The following is a 23,908-nucleotide window of genomic DNA, read 5'->3' on the forward strand; positions in this document are numbered from 1 at the left end:
CCGTTCATTTTGACGGGCGGAACGCGAAGGGGCAAGCGCTGGCCGGCGTTTCTAGGAAAAAGCCATAGACTCGATTCCCATCTCGGGTTTTGACGCTGGCTTGCCGTCGGTGCGGCAAGCACGGCACGGCGACGAGCCCGAGCTACCCCACATTCAGCCGGCGGCACACGTATTCGTTCGCCGCGTTCTCCACGGCATCGTCCAGCGCGCTCAGAACGGGAGTCGGCATTCCCGTGCGGCGGGCACGGCGCTCGAGGGCGCGGGCGAGCAAAGCGTCGGCCACCTCGGGGTTCTTCGGCAGCAGCGGCCCATGCAGATAGGTACCCACCACGTTGCGGTAGAGCACGCCGTCGCGCTTGTCATCGTCGTTGTTGCCGTGGCCTGTGGAGGACGCCACCTCGCCGAACGCCTCCACACCGGCACCGAGGTGCGTGCGTCCCGCATGGTTCTCGTAGCCCACGACCGGGCGCGTGGCGAGCGGCGAGCGCAGCACGATGTTGCCGATGAGCCGATTGCCCGACCCACCGTGAGCGCGCTCGGTGGTCATGTCCACCAACCCCAGACCACGCACCACTTCCTCGCCCAAAAGCCACTCGTGGCCAAGTATCTGGTAACCGCCGCAAATGGCCAGCAGCACGCCGTCGTCTTCCACGTAGGCGCGCAGGTCGTCGCGCATGCCCATGAGCCCCTCGGAGGCGAGCCGCTGCTCGCGGTCGGGACCGCCTCCTAAGAACACCAGGTCGACGCCCGTCAAATCCACGTGCTCGCCATGGTTCACGCGAAGAACCTCCACGGAAACGCCGCGATCGAGCGCGCGCCGTTCGAGCACCTTCACGTTGCCGCCGTCTCCGTACAGGTTGAGCAGGTCGGGGAACAGGTGCGCGATTACCAGCGGGGGCGCCGCAGTGCCGGCCCGACTGCCCGAACCTGTCGCATCGTCGGCAATCGCCGTAGGGGCGACCTGCTGGCCGTCCGCGGGATGCTGGGAACCGGCGTTTGCGGCGGCCGACGCCCGGTCGGAAGCGTTCGGTGCGCTTGCCGCACGATCTGCGTCATCGGGAGGCACCGCGCCGGGCGATCTGGAGATCGCCCCTACGGAGGGCTCGCGGGTTGCAGGCTGGTTGGATGCCGTAGGCACGGAGGGTTCACGGGTTGCGACAGGCTCCTCGGACGCGAGCCTTCCCAGTTCGGCATGTACGGCGGGCAGGGCCGTGTAGTTCGCGATCACGTAGGCGCGCGCGTCGGCCGGCAAACCGCCCAGCTGCGCGAACATCCCAGCCGCGTCGTCAACCAGCGCGGCGTCCAAGCCGGCGTACTTCAGGCGCACCTGCACGTCGTTTCTGCGGATGCCGCCCGCGAACACGCGCAGGCCGGGCTGACCGGCCAGCTCCTCGAAGTCGATGTCCCACAGCCACGACACGTCGCGGCCGTCGCCCTCCTTGTCGTTCACGAAGAAGGCCACCGCCTTGGGGCCCTCGTCCTGCAGGATGATCTTGATGTTCTGGTTGAAGCCCGTGGGGTTCTTCGCCAAGTTGAGCAGGGTGGACCTTCCCATTACCGAGAATTCCTGCAAGCGCCCGTTTTGCGGATCGAACGCGTCGATGGCGCGCTGCAGCGCCTCGGGCGCCACGCCCACCAGATCGGCCGCGGCCCAGGTGGCAAGCAGGTTGTACACCATGTACGCGCCGCTGAACGCCGCCTTCAGCACGGCGTCGCGCTTCGGGCCGTGCGCGGCGAAGGCCAGCCCGTCGGCCCCCAACCGCACGTCCCGCGCCTCGCAGTCCAGCGCCGGGCGCGCGAACCCGCACGTGGGGCAGCGGTAGGAGCCCAGCTGGCCGTACTGGCGGTAATCGTATTCCAGCATGGTGGAGCAGCGCTGGCACATCTGCGCGTCGGCCACCGTGTTCTGCGGCAGGTGCAGGTCCTCGCCCACGCCGAAGGCTATCGTGGGGTTGCCCACGCGCTCGGCGATGGCCGCGCACAGCGGGTCGTCGGCGTTGAACACGAGCGCGGTGTTCGGCGAGGTCGCCAGCGCGCCCGCGATGCTTTCCTGAATGCGGTCGATCTCGCCCACGCGGTCCAGCTGGTCGCGGAACAGGTTCAGCAGCACCACGTAGCTCGCCTGCAAATGCGGCAGGATCTTCGCCAGCCACAGCTCGTCGCTTTCGAACACGCCCCAGTCGGCCTCCTGGGCGTGCAGCAGCGCCGTGGCCACGCCGGAGTCCAAGTTCGCACCCGTGCGGTTGCACACCACGCGCTGACCGGCGGTTTCAAGCGCGTCGGCCAGCAGGTTCGTCACCGTGGTCTTGCCGTTCGTGCCCACCACGCACACCGAGCCCTTCCGCAAGCGCGGCGCGAGGTCGGCGATGACGCGCGGGTCGACGTACAGGGCGATCTTTCCCGGAAAATTCGCGGCGGGACGGTGGAACACGTGCTTCAACCCCCACGTGGACACGGCGCTGACGGCGCGTGCGGCGGCGAACTGCAAGCCCATGGGCAATCCTTTCGGTTCGAGACGCGCCCCAGTATAACCCTTTCGCCCGGAGCGGCCGAATCCGCTGCGGAACGCCACCGCGTTCCCTCCATACAATTTTCAGTAGAAGGCATCTCGAGGCCTTCTTGGTGCTGGTTTGGTAGTGTTATGGTGTTAAATTGCCGGCAAGCACAAGGCCACTCGCGGCGGAACGACTCCGCACGGGCCTTTTACCCACGTTTTCCGATAGAATACGCAGGAGACGATTAACGACAGGCACGTGTACGTTCGATCGCCATGGGAGCGGAAATGCATGATAACTACGGTCAAGGCTCTGAGCGCAACGCGAACGGAGGGCTAACGCCCCGACCGGATCGGGCGCGCTCCGACAGCGCGCGCCGCAGCGCCTCCGAAAACCGGCGTGCCCGCGAAGGCGGCTCATATTCAGGCAGCGGACGCGGCTTCGAACGGACGGGCTCGACGGCGGAAGAGCGCGCAGCAGGGCGCCCGATCGCGCACCCCTCCTCGCGCGGCGGGGGCAGACCGACCCATTCGGGGCGTATTCCGCAGCAGAACTCGGGCCGAGTTCCCCGACAGGGTTCGGGCCGCATCCCCCAGCAGGGTAGAAGCCAGCACTATTCTCCGTCGCCGAACGCGCAGACGCGCCCGCGCAGGACGAGCGACGCTCCGTCCGGGCGCAGCCGCGAGGAGCATCCGGCTCCCGGCCAAACCCCCTACCAAGACCGCGACCGCTATCTGCGCATATCGCAAAAGCCGGAGCGCAAGGGCCGACGCGTGGCGGGAGTGCTGGTCAGTTTGGGCGTGGTGGCCGCCGTTGTCCTCGGCGTTGTGCTGTTCGTGCAGAGCCTCCCCGCCAACATCACCCTCAACGGCGCCAGCATCGAGGTGCATGGCGGCAAGACGCTCGCCGACGCCTTGTCCGCCAGCGGCATCAAGCCCCAACCGGGAGACCTGTTGGCCGTGGACGGCAGCGTTTTGGAGGCGGGCAAGGGAAAGCCGTTCTACGCCACGGTCAACGGCGCGGTGGTGGAGGAGCTGGACAAGAAGCTGGCCTCGGGCGACGTGGTGGAAATAGGCAACGGCGGACCTATCGAAGAGCCGTCCGACGCCGTGGAGGAAACGATCCCCTGGACCGCGGTCAAAGAGGGAACCGGAGCCATCCACGTGATGGAAGGCGAAGGCAAAGACGGCGTCAAAGCCACAAAGACCGGCAAGACGTCCGGCATCAAGGCCGAGCAGGTCACGCAGGAGCCCAGCGACATGGTGTGTCGCAACGTCACGCCGAACGTGGGCGACGACAAGGTGATCGCGCTCACGTTCGACGACGGCCCCTGGGGCAAACAGACCGGCGAGGTGCTGGACGTGCTGGCCGCCAACGACGCGAAGGCCACGTTCTTCACGGTGGGCAACCGCATCGAACGAGACGACGGCGCCTCGTTCGTGAAGCGGGCGGTTTCCGAGGGACATCAGGTTTGCACGCACTCCTACGACCATGCCTCGGGCAGCGGCCAAAGCGTGAACCTGGGCTACATGACGCCTCAAGAGCAGGTGGACGAGATAAAGAAGGGATACGCCGCCATCGAAGCCGCAACCGGCACCGAGGCCAGCCGCATCGTACGCGTGCCCGGCGGCAACTTCGGCGAGGACGTGGTGAAGAACATCGGCCCGCTCATCAAGGCGGAGATCGGCTGGAACATCGACTCGAACGACTGGCGCCGTCCGGGGCCCCAGGCCATCGTCGACGAGCTCATGGGAGCCTGGCCGGGCGCCATCGTCCTCATGCACGACGGCGGCGGCGACCGCTCGCAAACCATCGAGGCACTCAAAACCGCCCTGCCCCGCTTGAAGGAGCAAGGCTACCGCTTCATCACCATCGACGAGCTCATGCAATATCCGCTGTCGTAGCACGGCGGCCGCCGAAGCCGCGCCGATTTCGTCCGGCAGCATGCAGAGGCCAACAGGGTCGACCTCTGCGATCGGCTTGGAGGGCGGTTGTTTGAGACCGTTCACCCACCCGACCCGTCCGTTGAGCGTCTCCGAAGACACGTCGCGGACAACCTCATGCGCGCGGCGATTCGTCCTGTTGCTCGAACCGCGATATTGGTATAGTGGGGGAATCTGGTCGCTTGGGCGAGCCGACCGCTTTCAAGCGGTCGAACAGCCGCGAGGGACATCGTATAGCCCGGTTCGCAGGGGAGCTCGCATGGACGTTAGCCAAATCGTATCCGTCGCCGTGTTCGTCGTGGTCATGGTGGCCATCATGACCGAGAAACTGCACCGCTCGCTCGCGGCCATCGTGGGCGCGATGGTGGTGCTGGCGCTGCACGTGCTGTCGTTCGACGCCGCCATGGAGCATATCGACTTCAACACGCTGGGCGTGCTTTTGGGCATGATGCTGTTCGTGTCCGTGGTGAAGCTGTCCGGCATGTTCGAATTCTTGGCCATCAAGTGCGCACGGCTGGCCAAGGGCGATCCCTGGAAGGTTATGCTGCTGTTCGTGCTGCTCACGGCCGTGCTGTCGGCGTTCTTGGATAACGTGACCACGGTATTGCTCATTGGGCCCATGACGCTCACGGTGTGCAAGCTGCTCGACGTGAATCCTATCCCGTTCTTCATGACCGAGATCCTCGCGTCCAACATCGGCGGCACCGCCACGCTCATCGGCGACCCGCCGAACATCATGATCGGCTCGGCTGCCGGGTTCACGTTCTTCGACTTCATCCTGTACGACGCGCCGGCCGTCGTGATCATCCTAGCCGCCGTGCTGGCGGTGTTTTACTTCCTGTACGGTCGGAAGATGCACGTGAACGACGAGCATCGCGCGCGGATCATGGAGCTGGACGAGCATGCGATGATCAAGAACAAGCGCCTGCTCAAGCAAAGCTACGTCATGATCGGGCTCGTGGTGGTGGGCTTCATGGCTCACGGTGCGCTGGGGCTCGAATCGAGCGTTATCGCGCTCGGCGCGGCCGGCATCATCATGCTCATCTCGGGCGAGAGCATCGAGGAAGCGCTCTCGAACGTGGAGTGGACCACGCTCGCGTTCTTCGCCGGCCTGTTCGTCATCGTGGGGGCCATGGCGGAGACGGGCGTCATCGAGATGCTGGCGCAGGCGCTCATCGGGGCGACGGGCGGCAACGTATTCGTCACCATGCTCGTGCTGCTGGTGGGGTCGGCCGTCATTTCCAGCTTCTTGGACAACATTCCGTTCGTGGCCACCATGATCCCCATCCTGCTGGCCATGGAGTCCACCGGCATGGACGTGACGCCCCTGTGGTGGGCCGTGTCGCTGGGCGCCTGCCTGGGCGGCAACGGCACGCTCATCGGCGCGAGCGCCAACGTGGTGCTGTCCGACATCAGCAAGAAGCACGGCCACGAGATCACGTTCGTGCAGTTCCTGAAGACGGGCTTTCCCATCATGCTGCTGACCGTGGTGATCGCGGGGCTGTACCTGGTGGTGCGGTTCCCGCCGGCGTAAGGACATCGGCGGCGGTTCGTCTGGAATGCTCGCATGCTTCCCGTAAGCCGAGCATGCTGCATCGAGCAGCCAAGAAATCTGAGGATTGCGCGTCGACCTCTTGCAGGTGGAAGCGCCTTTCGGTATACTTCATTCTCGCGCTTCGCAAAGAAGCCGTGTTGCCAACGTGGCTCAGCTGGTAGAGCAACGCACTCGTAATGCGTAGGTCAGCGGTTCGAATCCGCTCGTTGGCTCCAGAAAAAGTGCAGGCCAGATGGTGAAAATCGTCTGGCCTGTTTTCTTTCCGAATAGCCAAAGATTAGGCGTAAAGGTCAGCGATCTAGCAGACGAGACGTAGCGGGATTACGAAGGCCCCAAGCCGGTTCTGCTTCCCTCGCTTTCCATAGGCGAAGGGACTTACAGCCCGTCCCGCAGCCTGTGGTAAGGGAGGGAAGCAGAACCTCAGCCGTTATTGCAGTCAAAGCCGTTACGGGCATTGATTTTACAAACAAGTTCATTCATGGCGCTTGCAAGCGAATCGTGTTCACCCGTTGTCATGACCATTGCGCCCCGCCGCAAAATGGACAGCATTTCAACGACTGCATTGGGTAGCTCGACGATTCGCAAGCTCCATCTCTATAAGATCGCAACGAACTAGTCGCACATTCAGCCTTGCCCCTTGAAGCGGCCTTCGATTCATCGTCTCGCACCTCAACCCCCTCAGCTGAACCATGTCGGTTTTAAATCAATCATCACAAATATCAGTGATCACTGATATTTGATTATAGGTTACTTCATATCGTGTGCAGATATGGATGCTCAATCTAGAAAAGAACTTCTTGGATCGCGCATAAGAGCCTACCGCGAGGCTGAGAACATCACCCAAGAGCGCTTCGCCAGTATGGTGGGCACGGCCCAGTCGTACTTGAGCGACATCGAGGCGGGGCATATCAACGTGGGCTTTGACCTGCTTTGCCGCATCGCCGACGGCTTGGACGTCTCGCTAGGCGCTTTGGGCGATTTAGACCCGGATAGATGGCTGGATAAGGGCGATAAGTAGAATTAGCTAGTACGAGTCAAGAGCAGCTCATCTATAATCATTCTCATGAAACAACCCAAAGGAAAAATCATCATCGCGCCAGACCTCAACGTCTGGCCGCACGAATACGAGACCGCCAAGGCGCTCGCCATGGCGGGCATGACGGTGGAGTTCATCCGCCGCAGCGAGGAATACCGAACCACCTCTGCAGACGTGATCATCGACGGCGTGGAATGGGAAATTAAAGCGCCTAAAGCCATCAATCCAAAGGCTATCGAACGCAACCTTCGCAAGGCGAGTCATCAGGCGGTGAATATCGTCTTCGACTCCCGACGCATGAAAGGCGCTTCCGATACGATCATAGAACGCGAGCTGAGAAACGGATGCGCGAAGGTCAGAGCGATCAAGCGTCTGATTCATGTGAACCGTAGCGGAACCGTGATTGACATTCGGTGATTACGCTGTAATATGTACTTAGCAAAGCGCCCGAACGGTGAGTTATCACCTACCTCCGGCGCTTTCTTCATTTATGGCCAAGCCGCCTACTCTTTCGCGTCGGGTAAAAAACGGTCAAATTTCGCCGAGAGGGTGGAATCCACCGCAAGCGCACCAATGATGCTACGGCCGGTTAACGGGAGAAGGCGCGGTGCCAAACGGCGTGCCGCAATCGGGACAGACCAAAACGAGGCCAGATCTTAAAACCGTTTTCGCTTCCTCGCATTTCGCGCAATAGAAAACAACCTGGTTCGGGTAGCTGATGCCACCCGATGCCTGCTCGAGCTCGTCCCCATCGAATTCGACGCCCTCGCAAGGAAAGCAGTCGGCAAGCACTCCTTCGACCACCATGATCGACCCGCCCCCTTTCTACGTGCACCGCACGCGAAGCGTCCCCTATCTGAATCATAGACCGAATCGCAAGCAAAACGCGAGATCATGCGCACGAACACCCCTCCAAACGAAACGAACGCCAACATGCGCGGCCGTGCTCAACGGCAGGGTTATCTTCAAAGCCCGGGCATTATCATAGTCAAGCGCCCAATAAGCGCGCTTTCGTATCGGCACGTCGGCGGCTGTGGCGAAGCGATCGTCGCAAAACGCTGATAGCAAGCAGATCGCAGAGTGAAAAGGAGCCATCATTATGGGACTTATCAACATGGGAAAGAACGCGGAAGACAAGGCGCTGGAGAAGCTGGCTGTGTACTTGGACAACATGAGCCTTCAGGAGAAGGACGGAACGGTCCATGCGGGCGCGTTCGAGCTGGCGGGCGGCTATAGTCGCAAGAACACGTCCCGCATCCTCAACGGCGTGCTGGAGTTCATGCAGAAGCAAGGCTACGAAATTGTGAACATGCAGATAGCCCCCAGCGGCATGGGCGACAGTCTTATGAGCTGCATGGTGCTCGTCGTGTACAAATAACCTGCCGTGCCCTTGCCGGCGTTCCCGCACTCGCATGGCCCCACTCGCCGCTTGCGGCCGCCGTCGCGTTCGATCCGCAACGGCGGCCGTTGCGACTGACAAAGGGCGTTACCCGCGCGAAGCGTGGCGCTTGCGCCCGCGCAGGGCGGTGAGGACGACCAGAAGGGCGGCGGCGCCCACCACGACGAGGGAGCCGATGCCGGCCTGCAGGTTGGCCAGATGCAGCATGGGCACGCCCTGCAGAACGCCCAGCGTGTACGGCATGAGCCAGAACAGCCACACCACGATGCTGAACGTGTGGAAGCGCTGCTTGGCGCGATCGCTGCCCCGAACGTACGTGACGGTTGCCCAGGTGGCGTGCGCGGCCATGAGCACGATGGCGAGCACGCCGGAAGCAGCGTGCATTCCCAAGGCGGCGTCGCCCCCGCTTTGCGCCATGAGCGTCATGATGGTGGTGCCGGTGGTGTCGAAGGCGAAGCCCGTCCAAAACAGAACGAGGTTGCGTTTCGTGAGCGAGTGCCGACGTTCGTCGAACACCCCGATGGTGTAGAACACGAGCGCGAGGCTGATGGTGGCCGTCGCCAATATCAATTGGATGGACATGGTCGATCGCTTCCTTTCGTTGGCCGGGCTCTGCGCAAGCAGGCTCCGAACGCGGGCATTTTCGAAAATGAACATCGTTCATTTAAACTGAACGGCGTTCATTATAGTCGTGACGCAGAGGAATGCAAGCCTTTTCTGAACAATGTTCATTTCATGGCGTCATCGCCTCATGAACGGGCGCGTGACACTCGCTGTACCGGGGAGTTGGGGATGGTACCATCGTCGCTTCCCGACGCGAGGAGCGCGCATGAAACCGTATTACGAAGGCTGGTACATGAAGCAGCAGCAGGGAGACGACATCCTCGCCGTCATCCCCGGTCGCGCCCAAGACGAGGCTTTCATCCAGGTGGTCACGGCGAACGGATCGCGCTACGTGCCCTACGAGCTGGAGGATTTCCGCCTGACCAGGAACCGCAGCATGCGCGTGGGCAGAAGCCTGTTCTCGCCGCGCGGCATGATGCTGGACGTGGACGCGCCGGGCATCCGCCTCTCCGGCCGCCTGCTCTACCGCGAGCTCGCGCCGCTGCGCTCGGACATCATGGGACCGTTCGCCTTCCTTCCCATGGAGACGAAGCACACGGTGTTCAGCATGAGGCACCGCGTGGACGGGCAAGTGGAGATCAACGGCCGCACGCTACGCTTCGACAAGGGCAAGGGCTACATGGAGGGCGATCGCGGGCACAGCTTCCCCCGCGGGTACACGTGGATCCAAAGCTGCGACTTCGACTGCGCGGCCTCGGTCATGCTCGCGCTGGCCGAGATACCCTTGGCCGGAATGCGCTTCACCGGCTGCATCGGTGTGGTGTGGATCGCGGGAGTCGAACACCGATTCGCCACGTACCGCGGCGTGCGCATCGTGAAAGCCAACGACACGCTGGTTGAGGTGAGGCAAGGCGACATGTCCTTGCGGGTGGAGTTGCCCGAGGCGGAGGGGCACCGCCTGCAGGCGCCCGCCCAGGGCTCCATGGAGCGGCCCATACGCGAAAGTCCCGCCGTGCCCGCGCGCTTCCGCTTCGTCAAGGACGGTCGAACGCTGCTCGAAGCCGAGGGGCGCACGAGCTTCGAGCTGGTGGCGTCCTAGGCGGCACCGCGCTTCCGGCTTCGCCGAAGCGACCGTCAGATGATCGCCCACCCGCGACAGCCAGGCGCGGGGCATCCGTCGGCAGCCCACGCCCCGCTCCCGGTGTTGCGCGCCGCATGAACGCGCAGCCCCCGACCCCGCGCCCCGTGCCGTGGAGGCGCATCGGCACACGGCGCAGGACGCTGCTGCTATACTGAACGCAACATAACCGCGCGCCGAAACGGCGCCTGGCGGAAAGGGGCTGCGTCCATGCTGTACGACAACATCCTGGTTCCCTACGACGGATCGGAATCGGCGCGAGCCGCGCTGGCGGAGGCCGTGCGCTACGCGCGCGAGGACCCGGGGGCCGCGCTGCGCATCATCCAGATCATCGACACGGAGCAGCTGGTCATCGAGCGGTTGGAAAAGGAAGGGCGCAACACCACCGACGAGCTGTCGTCCGTGCTGCTGCACGCGCATTACGACGAAGCCGTGAACGAGGCCGACGCGGCGCTGCACAAGCAGATCGACCGCATGCTCAAGGGCCTCATGAACGAGATCACCATCGAGCTTCTGGAGGAAACGGTGCCCGGCGAGCAGATCGTGGCCTATGCCGACGAGCACGCTTGCGACCTGATCATCATGGGATCGCGCGGGCTGGGGGCCCTGCGCGGCATGCTGGGCAGCGTGAGCAGCCACGTGCTGCGCCAGGCGAAGGCGCCCGTGCTGGTGGTGAAGCAGCGCGCAGAGGGCTAGTCGACCTCCCCACCGTAATCCCGAGCATCTGCCCGCCGGCGGACTGCCGAGCGTTCGCACGAGACGTTTGCGAAACCGCGCATCCAACGGCTTTTGATGCGGTCCTGTTCGGCCGTTGATGGTTTGTCGACATTCTCGTGCTATGCTCGGCCTTCGAGCGTCTGCGAGCGACGCGAAACCGACACAGCGAAGGAGAGCACGCGACCATGACCGAGCGCGAACGCGAGCGCCAAGCAACGCTGCTCGTCGCCGATGACGAGCCCGATATCGTGGAGATGCTGGCCGAGTACTTCACCGGTCGCGGTTTTCGCGTGCTCGAAGCGAGCAGCGGCCAGGAGGCGCTCGAACAGGCCGCGCACGCTCCGGATCTCGTGTTGCTGGACGTGGGCATGCCGCGCCTCGACGGGTTCGAAGCGTGCCGCCGCTTGCGCGAGCATCTCACCTGCCCCATCCTGTTCCTCACTGCGCGCGTGGAGGACGTGGACGCGCTCGAGGGCTTCGCCTGCGGCGCCGACGACTACGTGCTCAAACCGTTCTCGCTGGCCGTGCTGGGCGCGCGCGTGGACGCCCATCTCGCACGCGACCAACGCCAACAGGTGAAAGCCGAGGTGCGCTTCGACGGAGACGTGGCCATCGACTACCGAACCCGCACGGTGACGGTGGCGGGCGCGCCCGTGGACCTCACGCGCCGCGAGTTCGACATCGTGGCGTTCCTGTCGAAGCATCCCGGCCAGGTGTTCGACCGCGACCGCATCCACGAGCGCGTGGGCGGCTGGGAGAACGAAAGCGACTCGCAGGTGGTCACCGAGCATATCCGGCGCATCCGCAACAAGCTGGCCGCGGCCGGCGTCGAGCGCGACCCCGTGGAAACGGTGTGGGGCATGGGGTACCGGTGGCGCGCATGAGAAAACGCCGTCCAGGCGCAGAGCCGTGCGCTGCGGGAACGCCGGCATCCGCGGCGCGATCTGGCGCACCGGCGGCGCCGCTAAGTTCCGGCGCGCCGAACATGCCGGCAGCTGCGAGCGCATGGCCGCCCCCGCAACCCGTCGCGCCGCCGCCAGGCAGGCGGCCCGGGCGCCTCACCCGTTTGAGGGAGCGGTGGCGCAACGCCTCGCTCAAAACCTCGTTCATGGTGTACATGCTGGTGTTTCTGTTGGCAGCGCTCGTGCTGTCCACCGCGACGGGATCGCTGTTCGGCGGTCTGCAGAACCAGACGACCGCCGACGCCTACGAGGTTGCGGGCCTTTACCTATACGACAAGGAGGCCGACGCGCTCGTGCCCGCCCGCACGGTGGAGATGTCCGTCGACGGCAGCTCGGCATTCGTGCAGACGATGCGCAACGGCATAGAATCGATCGCCCGGGAGAACCTGTCCGACGACACCAACGTCATGGACGCGAGCGATTACGCGCTCTATTCCGGCTCGGTCGATTCCGGTTCCGACGAAGCATCCGGCAAAGAGGGCCTCTACCCGGACGCGTCGATAGCAAACCTGCCCGCCTACGACGCGTGGGCGCGCGACCGGTTCGACGCATGGCTCGCCGAAAACCCCGACAGCCCCTACGCCTCGTTCTTCGCGACGGGAACCGCGAGCGGCGACGGATCGCCGACGGAGGGGCTTATGACGTCGGCGATCGGATACTACCTGAACACGCCGCCCTCGCCGGGCGCGCAGGCGCTCAACACCCTGTTCGGCCTGCTGTCGTTTCTCATGTTCCCCCTGTGGTTCGGCGTGTGCATCTTCGCCGCGGCGCGCCGGTTCTACCGCAAGCGCCTTGCTCCCGGCCTAACCGTCTTGGACGACGCGGCCGCCAAGATAGCCGACCAGGACCTCGACTTCACCGTGTCGTACGACCGCAGCAACGAACTGGGCCGGCTGGCCCGTTCGTTCGAGACGATGCGCGCGTCGCTCGCCGAGTCGCAGCGCGCGCTTTGGCGCACGGCCGAAGAGCGCAAGCGGCTCAACGCCGCGTTCGCGCACGATTTGCGCACGCCGCTCACCATCTTAAAGGGCAAGATCGAGCTGCTGGAGGCGCGCGTACGGTCGGGCGATGCGTCGCCCGAGCAGATGCATGCCTCCTTTGAATCGCTATCGGCGCAGGTGGAGCGCCTGGAGCGCTACGTTGCGGCGATGAGCGGGCTGCAGAAGCTGGAGGACCGCGTTGCCGAGCCGGCCGTGCAGCCGTTCGACGCCGTGGCCGAAGCCGTGAAGGACATCGGCCGCACGCTCTGCCGCAGAACGGGCGAGGCGGAGGGGCAAACGAACGGCTCGGACGCGACGCACGGCACCAAACGGGCCGAGCGCGTCGCCTTCGCGCTCTACGTGAGCGCGCGCTGCGACGCCGACCGGCCGACCCTCGCAGTCGACCGCTCTCTCGTCGAGGAAGTCGTCGAAAACCTTGTGGGCAACGCCGCCCGTTTCGCCGCGGCGCGCGTCGAAGCGCGGCTCGATGTGCGCGACGGTTTTCTCGTGCTCGCGGTGGAAGACGACGGGCCGGGGTTCTCGCCCGAGGCTCTGGCGCATGGCTGCGCGCCGTTTTTCAGCGAGACGCCGTCGAAGGACCACTTCGGCCTGGGGCTCAACATCGCCGCCCTGCTCTGCGACAAGCACGGCGGAAACCTGGAGCTGGACAACCGACCCGAAGGCGGGGCACGCGCGACGGCGCGCTTTGCCATGAATTTTCCTGCCGTTGACAAGCGGTAGATATTTGCCCCGTAGCATCGGAAGCGTACCGAACGCACCCGAGAAACGGAGCATCGCATGGAAGACACCGCCACGCCCCGCGCGCCCCTTGCGCCTCGCCCGGCCCGCACACCCCGCACGACTCCGGTTGCGCACGGCATCGCGACAGCGGTAGGGGTTTCGCCGGCTGCCGCGAGCGAACCGCACCCGGCGGGAGAGCGACCCGCGTCGCAGTCGGCGCGGGCGTCGCGCCCGTTTCCGGTTGCGCACGACGCTGCGGCGGCGCGAGCGGCTTCTCCGTCGAGCGAGCGTACCGCCGCCGAGCACCGCGCGCTTGTCCGCAAGCGCGCGGCCGTCATCGCCTGCCTAGCGGGCATCACCGTCGTGCTGGCCGCGCTGTGCGTGCGCTTCGGCCCCGAGCTGCTCGCCTTCGTGGGCGACGCCTCCCGCTTCCGCGTCTGGGTCGATGAAACCGGAGCGCTCGGCCGCGTGTTGTTCGTGGCGGCCAACACGGCGCAGATCGTGTTCGCGTTCCTACCCGGCGAGCCGCTGGAGCTGGCGGCCGGCTACGCGTTCGGGTTTTGGGAGGGCACGCTGTGGTGCCTCGTGTCGAGCGCGCTGGGAACCGCCATCGTCATGCTGCTCGTGCGCGCCTTCGGCATGCGCGTCGTGGGGCTGTTCTTCCCTCCCGAGAAGATAACCTCGATGCGCTGGCTGCGCGATGCGCGACGCTTCGAACTGCTGCTGTTCCTGGTGTTCCTGATTCCCGGCACGCCGAAGGACCTGCTCACGTACGTGGCCGGCCTGGGTTCGAGCCCCGTGTGGCGCATCGTCGCCCTCACTGCGGTGGGACGCATCCCCTCGGTGGTTTCGTCCACGCTGGCGGCAGGGGCGCTGGGCGACGGCAACTACGGCGTGGCAGCCGTCACCGTGGCGGTTACCCTCGTGCTCGTGGGCGCGGGCGTGCTGGCTTACCGACGGCTGGCGAAGCAGCAGGACGAAGCGGCCGAGCCAATCGGTTGAATTGTGCTTATTGAGAGAAATTCTCAATAAGGTGCATCATTTTTCGAGACATTCGCTGACATCGGGAGTACCATATCGGTAAAGGTAAGAGACGAACCGCCGCTTGGCACGTCGCTCGCATACGGAAAGCACGCCGTACCTCCGAAAACCGGGCCGATTGCGCCGAGAACGGCACATCGAAAGAGAGGGAACACCATGCCCAGTTTTGCCAACCCGTTCGCCGGAAACGTCGACCGCAAGATGACCAACGCCGAGCTGATGCAGGCGCTGCGCCTGGACATCGCCGGCGAGCTCGAGGCCATCTACCTGTACGAGTCCCACTACCTGGCCACCGACGATCCCGCCGCCAAAGCCGTGCTCGGCGACATCCGCGACGAGGAGAAGGCCCACATGGGAGAGCTCATCACCCTCATGCGCCATCTCGACCCCAAGGAGACGGAGTTCTTCCTGGACGGCGAGGGCGAAGTGAAGGAGATGCTGGAGGACCTGGGCATCGCGACGGACGGCGAGATCGCCCCGGCACCCGCCAAGCCCGCCGCCGCCCCCACCGTGGGCGACCTGGCGTAAGCGAAGCGAGAAGCGCTGCGCACGCCGCACGCGAGGTGCTCGCTGCTCGCGTGCAAGACGGCGAGCCGATAACGGGCGTGCGAGGCGCAAGCGATATGCTGTTCGCTTGCAGCGTGTTCGCCGCGGGCGTCTCGTCCGCGGCGAACACGCGACCGCGGGGCTCGCTTGGGCGCGCAGCACGCATGTTACGCTCGGCGCACATGTCGCACACGACACGCCTGCCGCACGCAGCACCTAGGTCGCACACAGCGCGCCGAATGTTTCACGTGAAACATTCGTTCGTCTTCGGTCTTCTCGCAAGCGCGGGGCGAGCGTCGATCGCTGCCGGACCGCTGCCGAACGTTGCGCGCAGCAAATCGTTTTTCCGCAATTGTTTTTTCATCGAGCGAAAGGAATTCACCATGGATTACCTGGCTAGAGATTCAGCCGATCTGTCGGTCGAGCTGTGGACCCGCATCGACGACGCCGTGATCGGCACGGCCCGCAACCAACTCACCTGCCGCCGCTTCCTGAAGACCTACGGGCCGCTGGGCGCGGGCGCCACCACCGTCGCCGTGGACGGCGTGGGCAAGGGCGAGGTGCTGGAGGACGGCATCGGCCGCATCGTGGGCCGCACGCAGCTGGAGCTTCCGCTGTTCTACGAGGACTTCACCCTGCTCGGCCGCGACTTGGAGCTGGCTGCCCAAACCGGCATGCCGCTCGACCTGGCCCCCGCCATCGCCGCCGCCAAGAAGGCCGCGCGCCGCGAGGACGACCTGATCTTGAACGGCAACGCCGCCCTCGGCACCGCGGGCCTGCTCACCGTCAAGGGCACCGCGAAGGTGAAGAAGGGCGACTGGAGCAAGGGCGAGAACGGCTTCGCCGACGTGGCGGCCGCCGTGTCGCAGCTTGCCAAAAACGGCTACTTGGGCCGCTACGCGCTGGTCGTGGCGCCCGACCTGTACCTCGACCTGCAGCGTCTGCAGCCGAACACCGGCATGCTGGAGATCGACCGCATCCAGAAGCTCATCGGCGACAACGTGTACATGACCAGCGTCATGGGCCCCGGCAAGGCCGTGCTCGTGTGCGCCGAGCCGGAGTACCTGGACCTGGCTTTGGGCCTGGACCTCTCCGTGGGCTACCTGGAGCTGGCCGATTTCAACCACACGTTCCGCATCATGGAGACGGCCGCCCTGCGCGTGAAGGACCCCGCCGCCATCGTCGTGCTCGCATAGGCTCGCGCGAAACGCGCAAAACGCACCAACCGATCATCGAAGGGCAACGACGCAACCCGTTTAAAAAATCGACACTGAAAAATGGTTTGCAGCTACTGTGACTCCGACAGCCACGCTTAGCGCATTCAACCGCAACATGTTATGCAGAACGGGGAGTAGACTTTATGCAGAACGGGGAGTAGACTTTATGCAGAACGGGGAGTAGGCAAGATGATAGGGAAAGGGCGGAGTATGATTCCACGCAGGATAGAATCGAAAATGCTGGACATGGCCGCAAAATTCCCCATCGTTTCTTTAACGGGACCTCGGCAGAGCGGAAAATCGACTTTGTTGAAGGAAAGCTTTGCCGAATATCGCTATGTATCGCTCGAAGACCCAGATGTGCGTGCTTTCGCTTGCGACGACCCGCGTTCGTTCCTCAAACTTTACGACAACCACGTTGTCATCGACGAAGCCCAGAACGCGCCCGACCTGTTCTCGTATTTGCAAAGTGCGGTAGACAAAACCGGGGATCCTGGCCAGTACATCCTTTCCGGCTCGCAAAACTTCCTCATGATGCAGCACATCAGCCAATCGCTCGCAGGTCGCGTCGCCGTATTCAAGCTGCTCCCCTTCTCTTACCGCGAGCTGGCCGAAGCCGGCAAAAGCCCCTCCGATATCGAGGACTGGATGTGGACCGGAGGATACCCACGCATCTACGACCGAGACATCAATCCCAACGACTACTTCCCTCATTACGTGCAGACCTACCTGGATCGCGATGTCAGCCAGCTGGGATCGGTACGAAACCTTACGGCCTTCAATGCTTTCGTACGATCATGCGCCGCGAACATCGGCGGGATTATGAACATAACGAGCTTGGCGAACACGTGCGACATCGATGTCAAAACCGCGCGAGAATGGCTCTCCATCCTAGAGACCAGCTATCTCGTCTTTCGCCTTCCCCCCTATCATAAAAACTTCGGGAAGCGCTTGGCGAAACGGCCCAAGTTGTACTTCTACGACACCGGCTTGGCTTGCAACCTCCTGGGCGTCCAGGCCCCCGAAAGGCTCAGGCAGCATGAAAAACGCGGTGCCCTCTACGAGAACGCTGTCATTGCAGAGCTGATGAAACGCATCCTCGCCCAAGGAAGATCCCCGGAACTGTACTACTGGCGGGATGCCAACCAGAAAGAGGTCGATCTTCTCATTGACGAGAACGGTATGCTGTCGCAAGCTTGGGAGATAAAATCGTCGGCAACGTACAAACCGAGCCAGTTCTCAACCCTCGAGTCCGTTGCATCGCTCGCGAATCTGCCGCCCGAGCATCGCTCTGTCGTTTATGCGGGCAACGATTCTTTCGAAACGAAGCACGGCACCGTCATGACGCTGGCGGACATCGACAAGGATTGATCGCACACCGTGGTATCCGATCTCCCGGCATCGCCGCGAGATCGGGTGCGAGGGCGGGCCGCAGCGTCGAGTCGTTCCGGCGGCCGGCAGGCCGCCGGAACCCGCCTACTCCACCTTCTCGTCGTTGCGTTGCTGGTGGCGGGTGAGCAGGACGCGCCAGATCACGTAGACACCCAGCACGAACGCGCCCAGGTACCCCAGGATGCCCAGCAGCGGCACGCCCAGCAGCTGCGGCTGCATGGCCGTTTGCGCTATGAGGCTGGAGCCCACGAACAGGCCGGCCGAGATCAGCGCCATGGCCACGATGCCGCTCACGGAGTAGAGCGCTGCGGTGAAGTCGCTCGGCACGTGCAGGTCGGCGCCCACCTTCACCTGCCCGCGATCGAGCATGTCCAGCGTGTGCGACACCTGCGTCGGCAGGCGCGTGGCCGCCTCGGCGGATGCGGTCGTGGCGGTGAACAGGCTCTTCGCTTTCGCTTCCAACGCGTCGAGGTTGAGCATCTGGCGCCTCACGTGGTTGGATATGATCTCCACCACGCTCGCCTCCGGCGCGATGTCCACCAGCACGCCCTCGATGGTCATCATGCCGCGCGCAAGCATGGTGAGCGACGGCGGCAGCGTGAGGTTCTGCGTGCGCATGACCTCGATCACGTCGAGCAGGGCCGTGCCCACGTTGATGTCCGCCAAATCGGCCGACGCATACGAGTCCAGAAGCGCGCTTATCTGGCCGAGCAGCAGCCCGTGGTCCACCGGCCCGTGCGCCTTGGCCAGCGCAAGCAGCGCGTCCTTGAGCGCGAACGCATCGTTCTGGGCCACGGCGGTGAACAAGCGACCCACGATGGCCCGCTCGGACGACGAGAGCGACCCCGTCATCCCCAGGTCGATCCACACGATGTCGCGTCCGCGCACGAGGATGTTGCCTGGATGCGGGTCGGCGTGGAAGAAACCGTCGTCGATGACCTGGGTGACGTAGCTCTCGGCCAACCGCCTCCCCAGCGCCGCCGGATCGTCTCCCTGGGCGCGCAGCGCGGGCACGTCGTTGATGTGCACGCCGTCGACGTACTCCATGACCAGCACCTCGTCGGTGCTGAACGCGGGGTACGGACGCGGGCTCTCCACGTGCGGCTGGTCGGCCAGCTCCGCGCCGAAACGCTGCAGGTTGCCCAGCTCCACCGAGAAGTCCACCTCTTCGGCCGTGGTGCGAGCCAGCTCGTCCACCAAATCGCCCAGCGTGAGCATGATGCCGTCGGGCACGTGCGTGAGATCGGCCAGGGCCAGCGCGTGCCGGATGAGCGTGATGTCCTCGGCCATCTGCTCCACCACGTTGGGTCGGCGCACCTTCACGGCCACGACCGTCCCTTGCTCCGTCGCGGCCCCGGCGGCAACGCCCGCAGCCGCGTCGGCGGCGGAATCCTCGCCCGCGCTCCGACCTGCGGCGCCAGAGGAATCGTCGCCCGCGTCTTCTTCCGCGTCCCCGCCCGCGCCTCCAGCCGCTTCCCCCGCCGCAGGCCGCTTTTCTTGCGCGCCCGCCGCCACCGGGTCGCCCAGCCCCTGCGCCAACCGCGCGCGATGCACCTGGGCAACCGACGCCGAACCCAGCGGCTGCTCCTCGATGTCGGCGAACGTCTCGCGCCACGGATGCCCCAGCGACGCCTCTATCGTGTCCACGATCACCGAGAACGGCACGGGAGCCACGTTGGCGCGCAGGGTCTTGAACGCATCGGCGTAGGCTTTGGGAATGACGTCGCTGCGGTTCGAGGCGATCTGGCCCATCTTCACGAACGTGGGCCCCAGATCCTCCAGGATGGCCGTGGCCTTCTCGGGCGTCAGTCCCGAAAAGGCGTGGTGCTCGCGCAGTATCCTCTCGATCTCGTGCATGCGATGGCCGGACGTGTTGTCGCGCAGCGTGATCTCGGCCGCACGCAGCACTTCGCGGAATGTGGGCATGGCTCGCCTCCTCGTCGTTACAGCCGCCCCATCGTAGCATGCGGCGTCTCCGAGCACGACTTGACTCCTTGATTCAACAGCAAGCTGAAAACTAGCAAGGGCGTGGTATGATGCAGCGGCTATGGCCCGCATCGTGAAAACATCCGCTTCTTTGCCGCTTTGGACGTACAAGGCGTTCCTGTTGGTGGCTGCGGCCATCTGGGGGCTGGGCACCGTGGTCATCAAGTCGACGGTTGACGCGTTCCCGCCCGCCTGGATCGTGGGCGTGCGCTTCACGGCCGCGGGCATCATCCTGGGCATTATCATGCTGCCCCGCTTCAGGAAGAGGATCGATGCCGACCACCTGCGCAAAGGCGCCGTCTTGGGCGTGCTGGTGTTCCTGTCCTATTGGAGCAACTCCACCGGGCTCACCGACACCACGGGGTCGAACAGCTCGTTTCTCACCTCGCTGTACTGCGTCATCATCCCGTTTCTGGGATGGGCGCTGCGCGGGCCGCGACCCACGCGCTTCAACATCGCTGCCGCCGTGGTGTGCGTGGCGGGCGTCGGGTGCGTGTCGTTCGCGAGCGGCGCGGGCTTCTCGCTGCGCTTCGGCGACCTGATCACACTGCTGTCCGCCCTGTTCCTGAGCTTCCATGTCATATACACGTCGAAATTCGCGCCCGGCTGCGACATGACGCTGCTCACCGTCATCCAGTTCCTCGTGGCGGGCGTGCTGGGCCTTGCGGCCGGGCTCGCCTTCGAGCCTCTGCCGAACTTCGCCGAGCTGGGAGCAGACACGTGGACGAGCCTGGCCTACCTGGCCGTGTTCGCCTCGTGCGTCGCCCTGCTGCTGCAGAACCTGGCGGTGGCCCACGTGGACCCGGCGCCCGCCTCGCTGTTTTTGGCCACGGAGTCGGTGTTCGGCGTGCTGTTCTCGGTGCTGTTCTTGGGCGAGCTGCTCACGGCGCCGCTGTTCGCCGGCTTCGCGCTCATCTTCGCCGGCATCGTGGTGAGCGAGTACCTGCCGCAGCGCGCCGTGAAGAAAGCCGCGGGCGAAGCGGAAGCGGCACCGGAAGCCGAGCGGCCCGAGCAGGGCGACGAAGACTCGCTGGCAAACCGCTCGTAAGAACGGTAGCCCCGAAGGCGCGTCTCCTCATCGAATTATCTCTCATAATGCAGCCCGCGAACCTACTTCCTTTTACTTTGCTCGCTAGTCTCCCTTGCATATATTCTCCTATTACGAGAAAATACAAGATATTGAATTTCTCGTAATAGGAGAGCGCCATGAAGCTCATACGCCGAAACGGCTACCTGTCGAAGCTCGCCGAGGTTGAAGGGACACCCGACATCAAGGTGATCACCGGCGTGCACCGCTGCGGCAAGTCAAAGATTCTCGAGATGTTTGCCCAAGAGGTGCAGGAACGCGACCCGCAAGTCAACATCATCCAGGTTAATTTCAACCTTGTTCAATTCGAACCGCTGCTAGAATATCGTGCTTTGTGCGATCATATCGAAGGCCAATATATCGAGGGAACCCAAAACTACGTGTTCATCGACGAAATCCAGATGTGCAAAGGGTTCGAGAAGGCCATCAACAGCCTGCACGCCTCCGAAAAGTACGACCTGTACATTACCGGTTCGAACGCCTTCCTTATGAGCAGCGACCTCGCAACGCTGTTCACTGGGCGTACCTTCGAGCTTCCCGTCTTCCCATTCTCCTTGGCGGAGTTCATGCTTTACTACGAGTTGGACGACGCAACCGACGCCTTCGCGCGCTACACGATCGAAGGCGGTATGCCCGGCTCCTACGCCTACAGAACCGACGAGACACGCTACTCCTATGTCGCCGACGTGTTCGACACCCTCATCGTTCGAGACATTCGGCAAAAGCACGGCATCCGCAATGTGGATGCGCTCGACCGCGTTGCGGATTTCCTGATGGACAACGTATCGAACGTCACGTCATCAAACAGTATCGCCGAAACGCTATCCCGCGTCGGCTCCAAAACAAGCGACAAAACAGTCGGCTCCTATCTAGGCTACCTCTGCGACGCCTTCGCCTTCTACAGGGTACGCCGTTACGATACGCGGGGGAAACGCTACCTTGCGTCTGGGAACAAATACTATCTGAGCGATCATTCCTTCCGATACGCCAAGCTGGGCACCAGAAACATGGACTACGGACGCGTTTACGAAAGCATGGTGGCCATCGAACTGATGCGTCGCGGCTACGAGGTATACGCCGGCATGCTCTACGAGAAAGAGATCGACTTCGTGGCGATGCGGCGCGGAGAAAAGCGCTACATCCAGGTGAGCGACAACATCTCGGACAAGGGCACGTTCGAGCGCGAGTGCGACCCTCTGCTGAGAATTCGCGACGCTTATCCGAAGATTGTTTTAGCCAATACGCATCATGATCTATACACCTACGAGGGGATTGAAGTGCGCGACCTCGCTTCATGGCTCGCTTCGCCCGAATAAGCCGGACGCAGACAACCCATCACCCGTACACGGTCAGCAGGTCGAAAAACCGATCAAACGTTGAGGGAGGTCAACCGAAAAGAACCTAAGACGAGCATCGCACAGCTACAAGCCGTTCCCTCTCCCGCCATTGATCCGCTCGCACTCGCGCCCCCGCGCCTCGACCTACGAGACCCGCATCCGAGTATCCCCCTTAAAGATTAATGACGATTGCGTAAAGGACGCCCAGAATAGCAGGGCTTTATGGCAAGATGGAGCATTGCATAGTCATATGCAGGGACACACGACGACCACGCTCGCGCGCACGGCACGCGAGCCGGCGATGCAGGCGCGCGAAACCTGCCGGCGCTCGATCGCGCACGCGGGGCACTGCGACCGCGCAAGGCAACTTCACCGGTCGAGACGCGCGCGATAAGGAGACACGACGATGGGCTTTCTTTCGAGGTTCGAAGGCAAGATGGAAGACACGTTCGAGGGAGCGGCCGACCGCATGGTCAACGCCCCCATCTCGCCCGTGCAGATTGCCAAGAAGGCCGAGAAGCAGATGCGCCGTGAGAAGATGGTGGGCGCCGGAAAGCAGTACGCCCCCACGCTCTACACGGTGCTCGTGAACCCCGAGGACGACCAGCGCCTGTTCGGCTACTATCCCACGCTGGCCGGGGAAACGGAGACGTACCTGGCGGCGAAGGCCGCCGACGAAGGGCTGGTAATGGATGGGCAGCCCCTCGTGCGCTTCATCGTGGACGAAGGGTTGAAGCACGGCAAGTTCGACGTCATCGCCGAGCCGGTGGCCGCGCCCATCATCGCCCAGTTGCGCGCCGAGGAGATGCAGCGCTACGGCATCGGCGGCGGGGCGGCTCCGGCAGGCTACGGCGCACCGGCCCCCGCGCCCGGCTACGGCGCGGCTCCGGCCCAACCCTACGGCTACGGTCAGCCTGCGGCGCCCGCCGGCGGATACGGAGCGCCCGGCTACGGCGCGAACGGCGCCGCGTTCTCCGGCTACGCCGGAGCGGGCGATCAGGAGATCGCCCCAACGGGTCAACCGAGAGCTGCGTATCCGGCAGCGGATGCCGCGCCCGCCTATGCCCAGCCCCAGCCCTATCAGGACCTCGACGCGGGTTTCGATGAAGCCGCAGGATACGACGACTTCGACCAGAACGGCAAGCCGCCCCTGCCCTACGTGCCCGAAGACGAGATAGACTACTCCATCGACTACGGCGAGTACACGTTCGACAGCCAGGACTTCGACGACTACCGCCAGAACGGCCGCTCGCAAGGCGCGCCCATCCCCAACGGCGCTGCGGCGGCGGGAGCCGCAGTCGCGGCAGGCGCGGCGGGAGCCGCAGCCGGCTATGCCGCCCAAGCCCCCGCAGGGGCGCCCGTCGCCGCCGACACGGTGGTGTTCGCAGGCGGAGCCGGACAGGCCAACCCCGTGCCCGACCAGCGCGCGGTGCGCGCGAGCCTCATCGACACCACGAACAACCGCACCTACACGCTGGCGACGTCGCGGTTGCTCATGGGCCGCGAGTCGAAGAACGACATCGTGGTCAACGACATCAACGCCAGCCGCACCCACGCCGAGCTGCGCTTCGAGCCCCAGGGCGTATGGACCATCACCGACTTGGGCTCCACGAACGGCACGCTGGTCAACGGCGCCGAGATAGCCACCCAGCCGTTGTACGAGGGCGACCGCATAACCATCGGCATGACGAACTTCGTGTTCACCCAGGCGCAGTGACGCAGGAGGACGCGCGGATGATAGTTTCCGACCGCATAGAGCGAGGAGTGCACTC

20 protein-coding genes and 1 tRNA gene are annotated in these 23,908 nt (G+C 64.0%); 17 read left to right on the plus strand and 4 right to left on the minus strand.

Going from position 1 to position 23,908, the window contains the following annotated elements; all coding sequences use genetic code 11:
* Window positions 1–142 precede the first annotated feature (142 nt).
* A complete protein-coding gene (locus HCH03_RS00575) occupies window positions 143–2,494 on the minus strand; it encodes a MurT ligase domain-containing protein (protein WP_221687948.1) in 2,352 nt (783 codons plus the stop codon).
* 774 nt (window positions 2,495–3,268) lie between these two features.
* Between HCH03_RS00575 and HCH03_RS00580 the strand changes: the two genes are divergently transcribed.
* The 5 genes from HCH03_RS00580 to HCH03_RS00600 all read left to right on the plus strand — a co-directional run bounded on the left by HCH03_RS00580 (window position 3,269) and on the right by HCH03_RS00600 (window position 7,446).
* On the plus strand, window positions 3,269–4,399 hold the full coding sequence (locus HCH03_RS00580) for a polysaccharide deacetylase family protein (protein ID WP_368042396.1): 1,131 nt from the start codon (window positions 3,269–3,271) through the stop codon (window positions 4,397–4,399).
* A gap of 298 nt (window positions 4,400–4,697) precedes the next feature.
* The gene (locus HCH03_RS00585) at window positions 4,698–5,972 is read left to right on the plus strand and encodes an ArsB/NhaD family transporter (protein ID WP_221687950.1); all 1,275 of its coding nucleotides are present in this window, start codon (window positions 4,698–4,700) and stop codon (window positions 5,970–5,972) included.
* A gap of 160 nt (window positions 5,973–6,132) precedes the next feature.
* Window positions 6,133–6,208: transfer RNA gene (locus tag HCH03_RS00590), tRNA-Thr, on the plus strand.
* Between the two features lie 554 nt (window positions 6,209–6,762).
* Window positions 6,763–7,011, plus strand: a complete 249-nt coding sequence (locus tag HCH03_RS00595; protein WP_221687951.1) for a helix-turn-helix domain-containing protein — start codon at window positions 6,763–6,765, stop codon at window positions 7,009–7,011.
* Between the two features lie 45 nt (window positions 7,012–7,056).
* A complete protein-coding gene (locus HCH03_RS00600; RefSeq protein ID WP_221687952.1) occupies window positions 7,057–7,446 on the plus strand; it encodes a hypothetical protein in 390 nt (129 codons plus the stop codon).
* 162 nt (window positions 7,447–7,608) lie between these two features.
* Here the strand turns inward: HCH03_RS00600 and HCH03_RS00605 are convergent, their stop codons facing one another.
* Window positions 7,609–7,836, minus strand: a complete 228-nt coding sequence (locus HCH03_RS00605) for a hypothetical protein (RefSeq protein WP_080144067.1) — start codon at window positions 7,834–7,836, stop codon at window positions 7,609–7,611.
* Window positions 7,837–8,128: 292 nt separating this feature from the next.
* Between HCH03_RS00605 and HCH03_RS00610 the strand changes: the two genes are divergently transcribed.
* Window positions 8,129–8,407 carry a hypothetical protein gene (locus HCH03_RS00610; protein WP_221687953.1) on the plus strand — a complete coding sequence of 93 codons (279 nt, stop codon included), beginning with the start codon at window positions 8,129–8,131 and terminating at the stop codon, window positions 8,405–8,407.
* A 108-nt stretch (window positions 8,408–8,515) separates the two neighbouring features.
* On the opposite strand, the gene HCH03_RS00615 is transcribed toward HCH03_RS00610, so the two are convergent.
* A complete protein-coding gene (locus HCH03_RS00615; protein WP_221687954.1) occupies window positions 8,516–9,010 on the minus strand; it encodes an HsmA family protein in 495 nt (164 codons plus the stop codon).
* Between the two features lie 247 nt (window positions 9,011–9,257).
* Between HCH03_RS00615 and HCH03_RS00620 the strand changes: the two genes are divergently transcribed.
* The 8 genes from HCH03_RS00620 (at window position 9,258) to HCH03_RS00655 (ending at window position 17,705) form a co-directional block, all read left to right on the plus strand.
* Window positions 9,258–10,091 carry a stress response protein nst1 gene (locus HCH03_RS00620; protein ID WP_221687955.1) on the plus strand — a complete coding sequence of 278 codons (834 nt, stop codon included), beginning with the start codon at window positions 9,258–9,260 and terminating at the stop codon, window positions 10,089–10,091.
* A 249-nt stretch (window positions 10,092–10,340) separates the two neighbouring features.
* Window positions 10,341–10,826, plus strand: a complete 486-nt coding sequence (locus HCH03_RS00625; protein ID WP_221687956.1) for a universal stress protein — start codon at window positions 10,341–10,343, stop codon at window positions 10,824–10,826.
* A 206-nt stretch (window positions 10,827–11,032) separates the two neighbouring features.
* Window positions 11,033–11,731 carry a response regulator transcription factor gene (locus HCH03_RS00630; protein WP_221687957.1) on the plus strand — a complete coding sequence of 233 codons (699 nt, stop codon included), beginning with the start codon at window positions 11,033–11,035 and terminating at the stop codon, window positions 11,729–11,731.
* A gap of 224 nt (window positions 11,732–11,955) precedes the next feature.
* Window positions 11,956–13,530, plus strand: a complete 1,575-nt coding sequence (locus tag HCH03_RS00635) for a HAMP domain-containing sensor histidine kinase (RefSeq protein WP_246599421.1) — start codon at window positions 11,956–11,958, stop codon at window positions 13,528–13,530.
* 57 nt (window positions 13,531–13,587) lie between these two features.
* Window positions 13,588–14,532, plus strand: coding sequence for a TVP38/TMEM64 family protein (locus HCH03_RS00640; RefSeq protein ID WP_246599425.1), 945 nt, complete (start codon window positions 13,588–13,590; stop codon window positions 14,530–14,532).
* A gap of 195 nt (window positions 14,533–14,727) precedes the next feature.
* Window positions 14,728–15,099, plus strand: a complete 372-nt coding sequence (locus HCH03_RS00645; RefSeq protein WP_221687959.1) for a demethoxyubiquinone hydroxylase family protein — start codon at window positions 14,728–14,730, stop codon at window positions 15,097–15,099.
* A 401-nt stretch (window positions 15,100–15,500) separates the two neighbouring features.
* Entirely contained in the window at window positions 15,501–16,313 is an 813-nt protein-coding gene (locus tag HCH03_RS00650; RefSeq protein ID WP_221687960.1) for a family 1 encapsulin nanocompartment shell protein, read from the plus strand.
* A gap of 231 nt (window positions 16,314–16,544) precedes the next feature.
* The gene (locus HCH03_RS00655; protein ID WP_221687961.1) at window positions 16,545–17,705 is read left to right on the plus strand and encodes an ATP-binding protein; all 1,161 of its coding nucleotides are present in this window, start codon (window positions 16,545–16,547) and stop codon (window positions 17,703–17,705) included.
* 105 nt (window positions 17,706–17,810) lie between these two features.
* Here the strand turns inward: HCH03_RS00655 and HCH03_RS00660 are convergent, their stop codons facing one another.
* Complete coding sequence (locus HCH03_RS00660; RefSeq protein WP_221687962.1) at window positions 17,811–19,652, minus strand: ABC1 kinase family protein; 1,842 nt, start codon at window positions 19,650–19,652, stop codon at window positions 17,811–17,813.
* 121 nt (window positions 19,653–19,773) lie between these two features.
* On the opposite strand from HCH03_RS00660, the gene HCH03_RS00665 reads away from it, so the two are divergent.
* The 3 genes from HCH03_RS00665 (at window position 19,774) to HCH03_RS00675 (ending at window position 23,853) form a co-directional block, all read left to right on the plus strand.
* Window positions 19,774–20,760, plus strand: coding sequence for a DMT family transporter (locus HCH03_RS00665; protein WP_246599427.1), 987 nt, complete (start codon window positions 19,774–19,776; stop codon window positions 20,758–20,760).
* Window positions 20,761–20,918: 158 nt separating this feature from the next.
* Window positions 20,919–22,115: an ATP-binding protein gene (locus tag HCH03_RS00670; protein ID WP_221687963.1), complete on the plus strand. Its 1,197-nt coding sequence runs from the start codon at window positions 20,919–20,921 to the stop codon at window positions 22,113–22,115.
* 427 nt (window positions 22,116–22,542) lie between these two features.
* Entirely contained in the window at window positions 22,543–23,853 is a 1,311-nt protein-coding gene (locus HCH03_RS00675; RefSeq protein WP_185903943.1) for an FhaA domain-containing protein, read from the plus strand.
* The last annotated feature ends 55 nt before the right edge of the window (window positions 23,854–23,908 follow it).

This window comes from Gordonibacter massiliensis (ex Traore et al. 2017) (genome assembly GCF_019731765.1).
GTDB lineage: Bacteria > Actinomycetota > Coriobacteriia > Coriobacteriales > Eggerthellaceae > Gordonibacter > Gordonibacter massiliensis.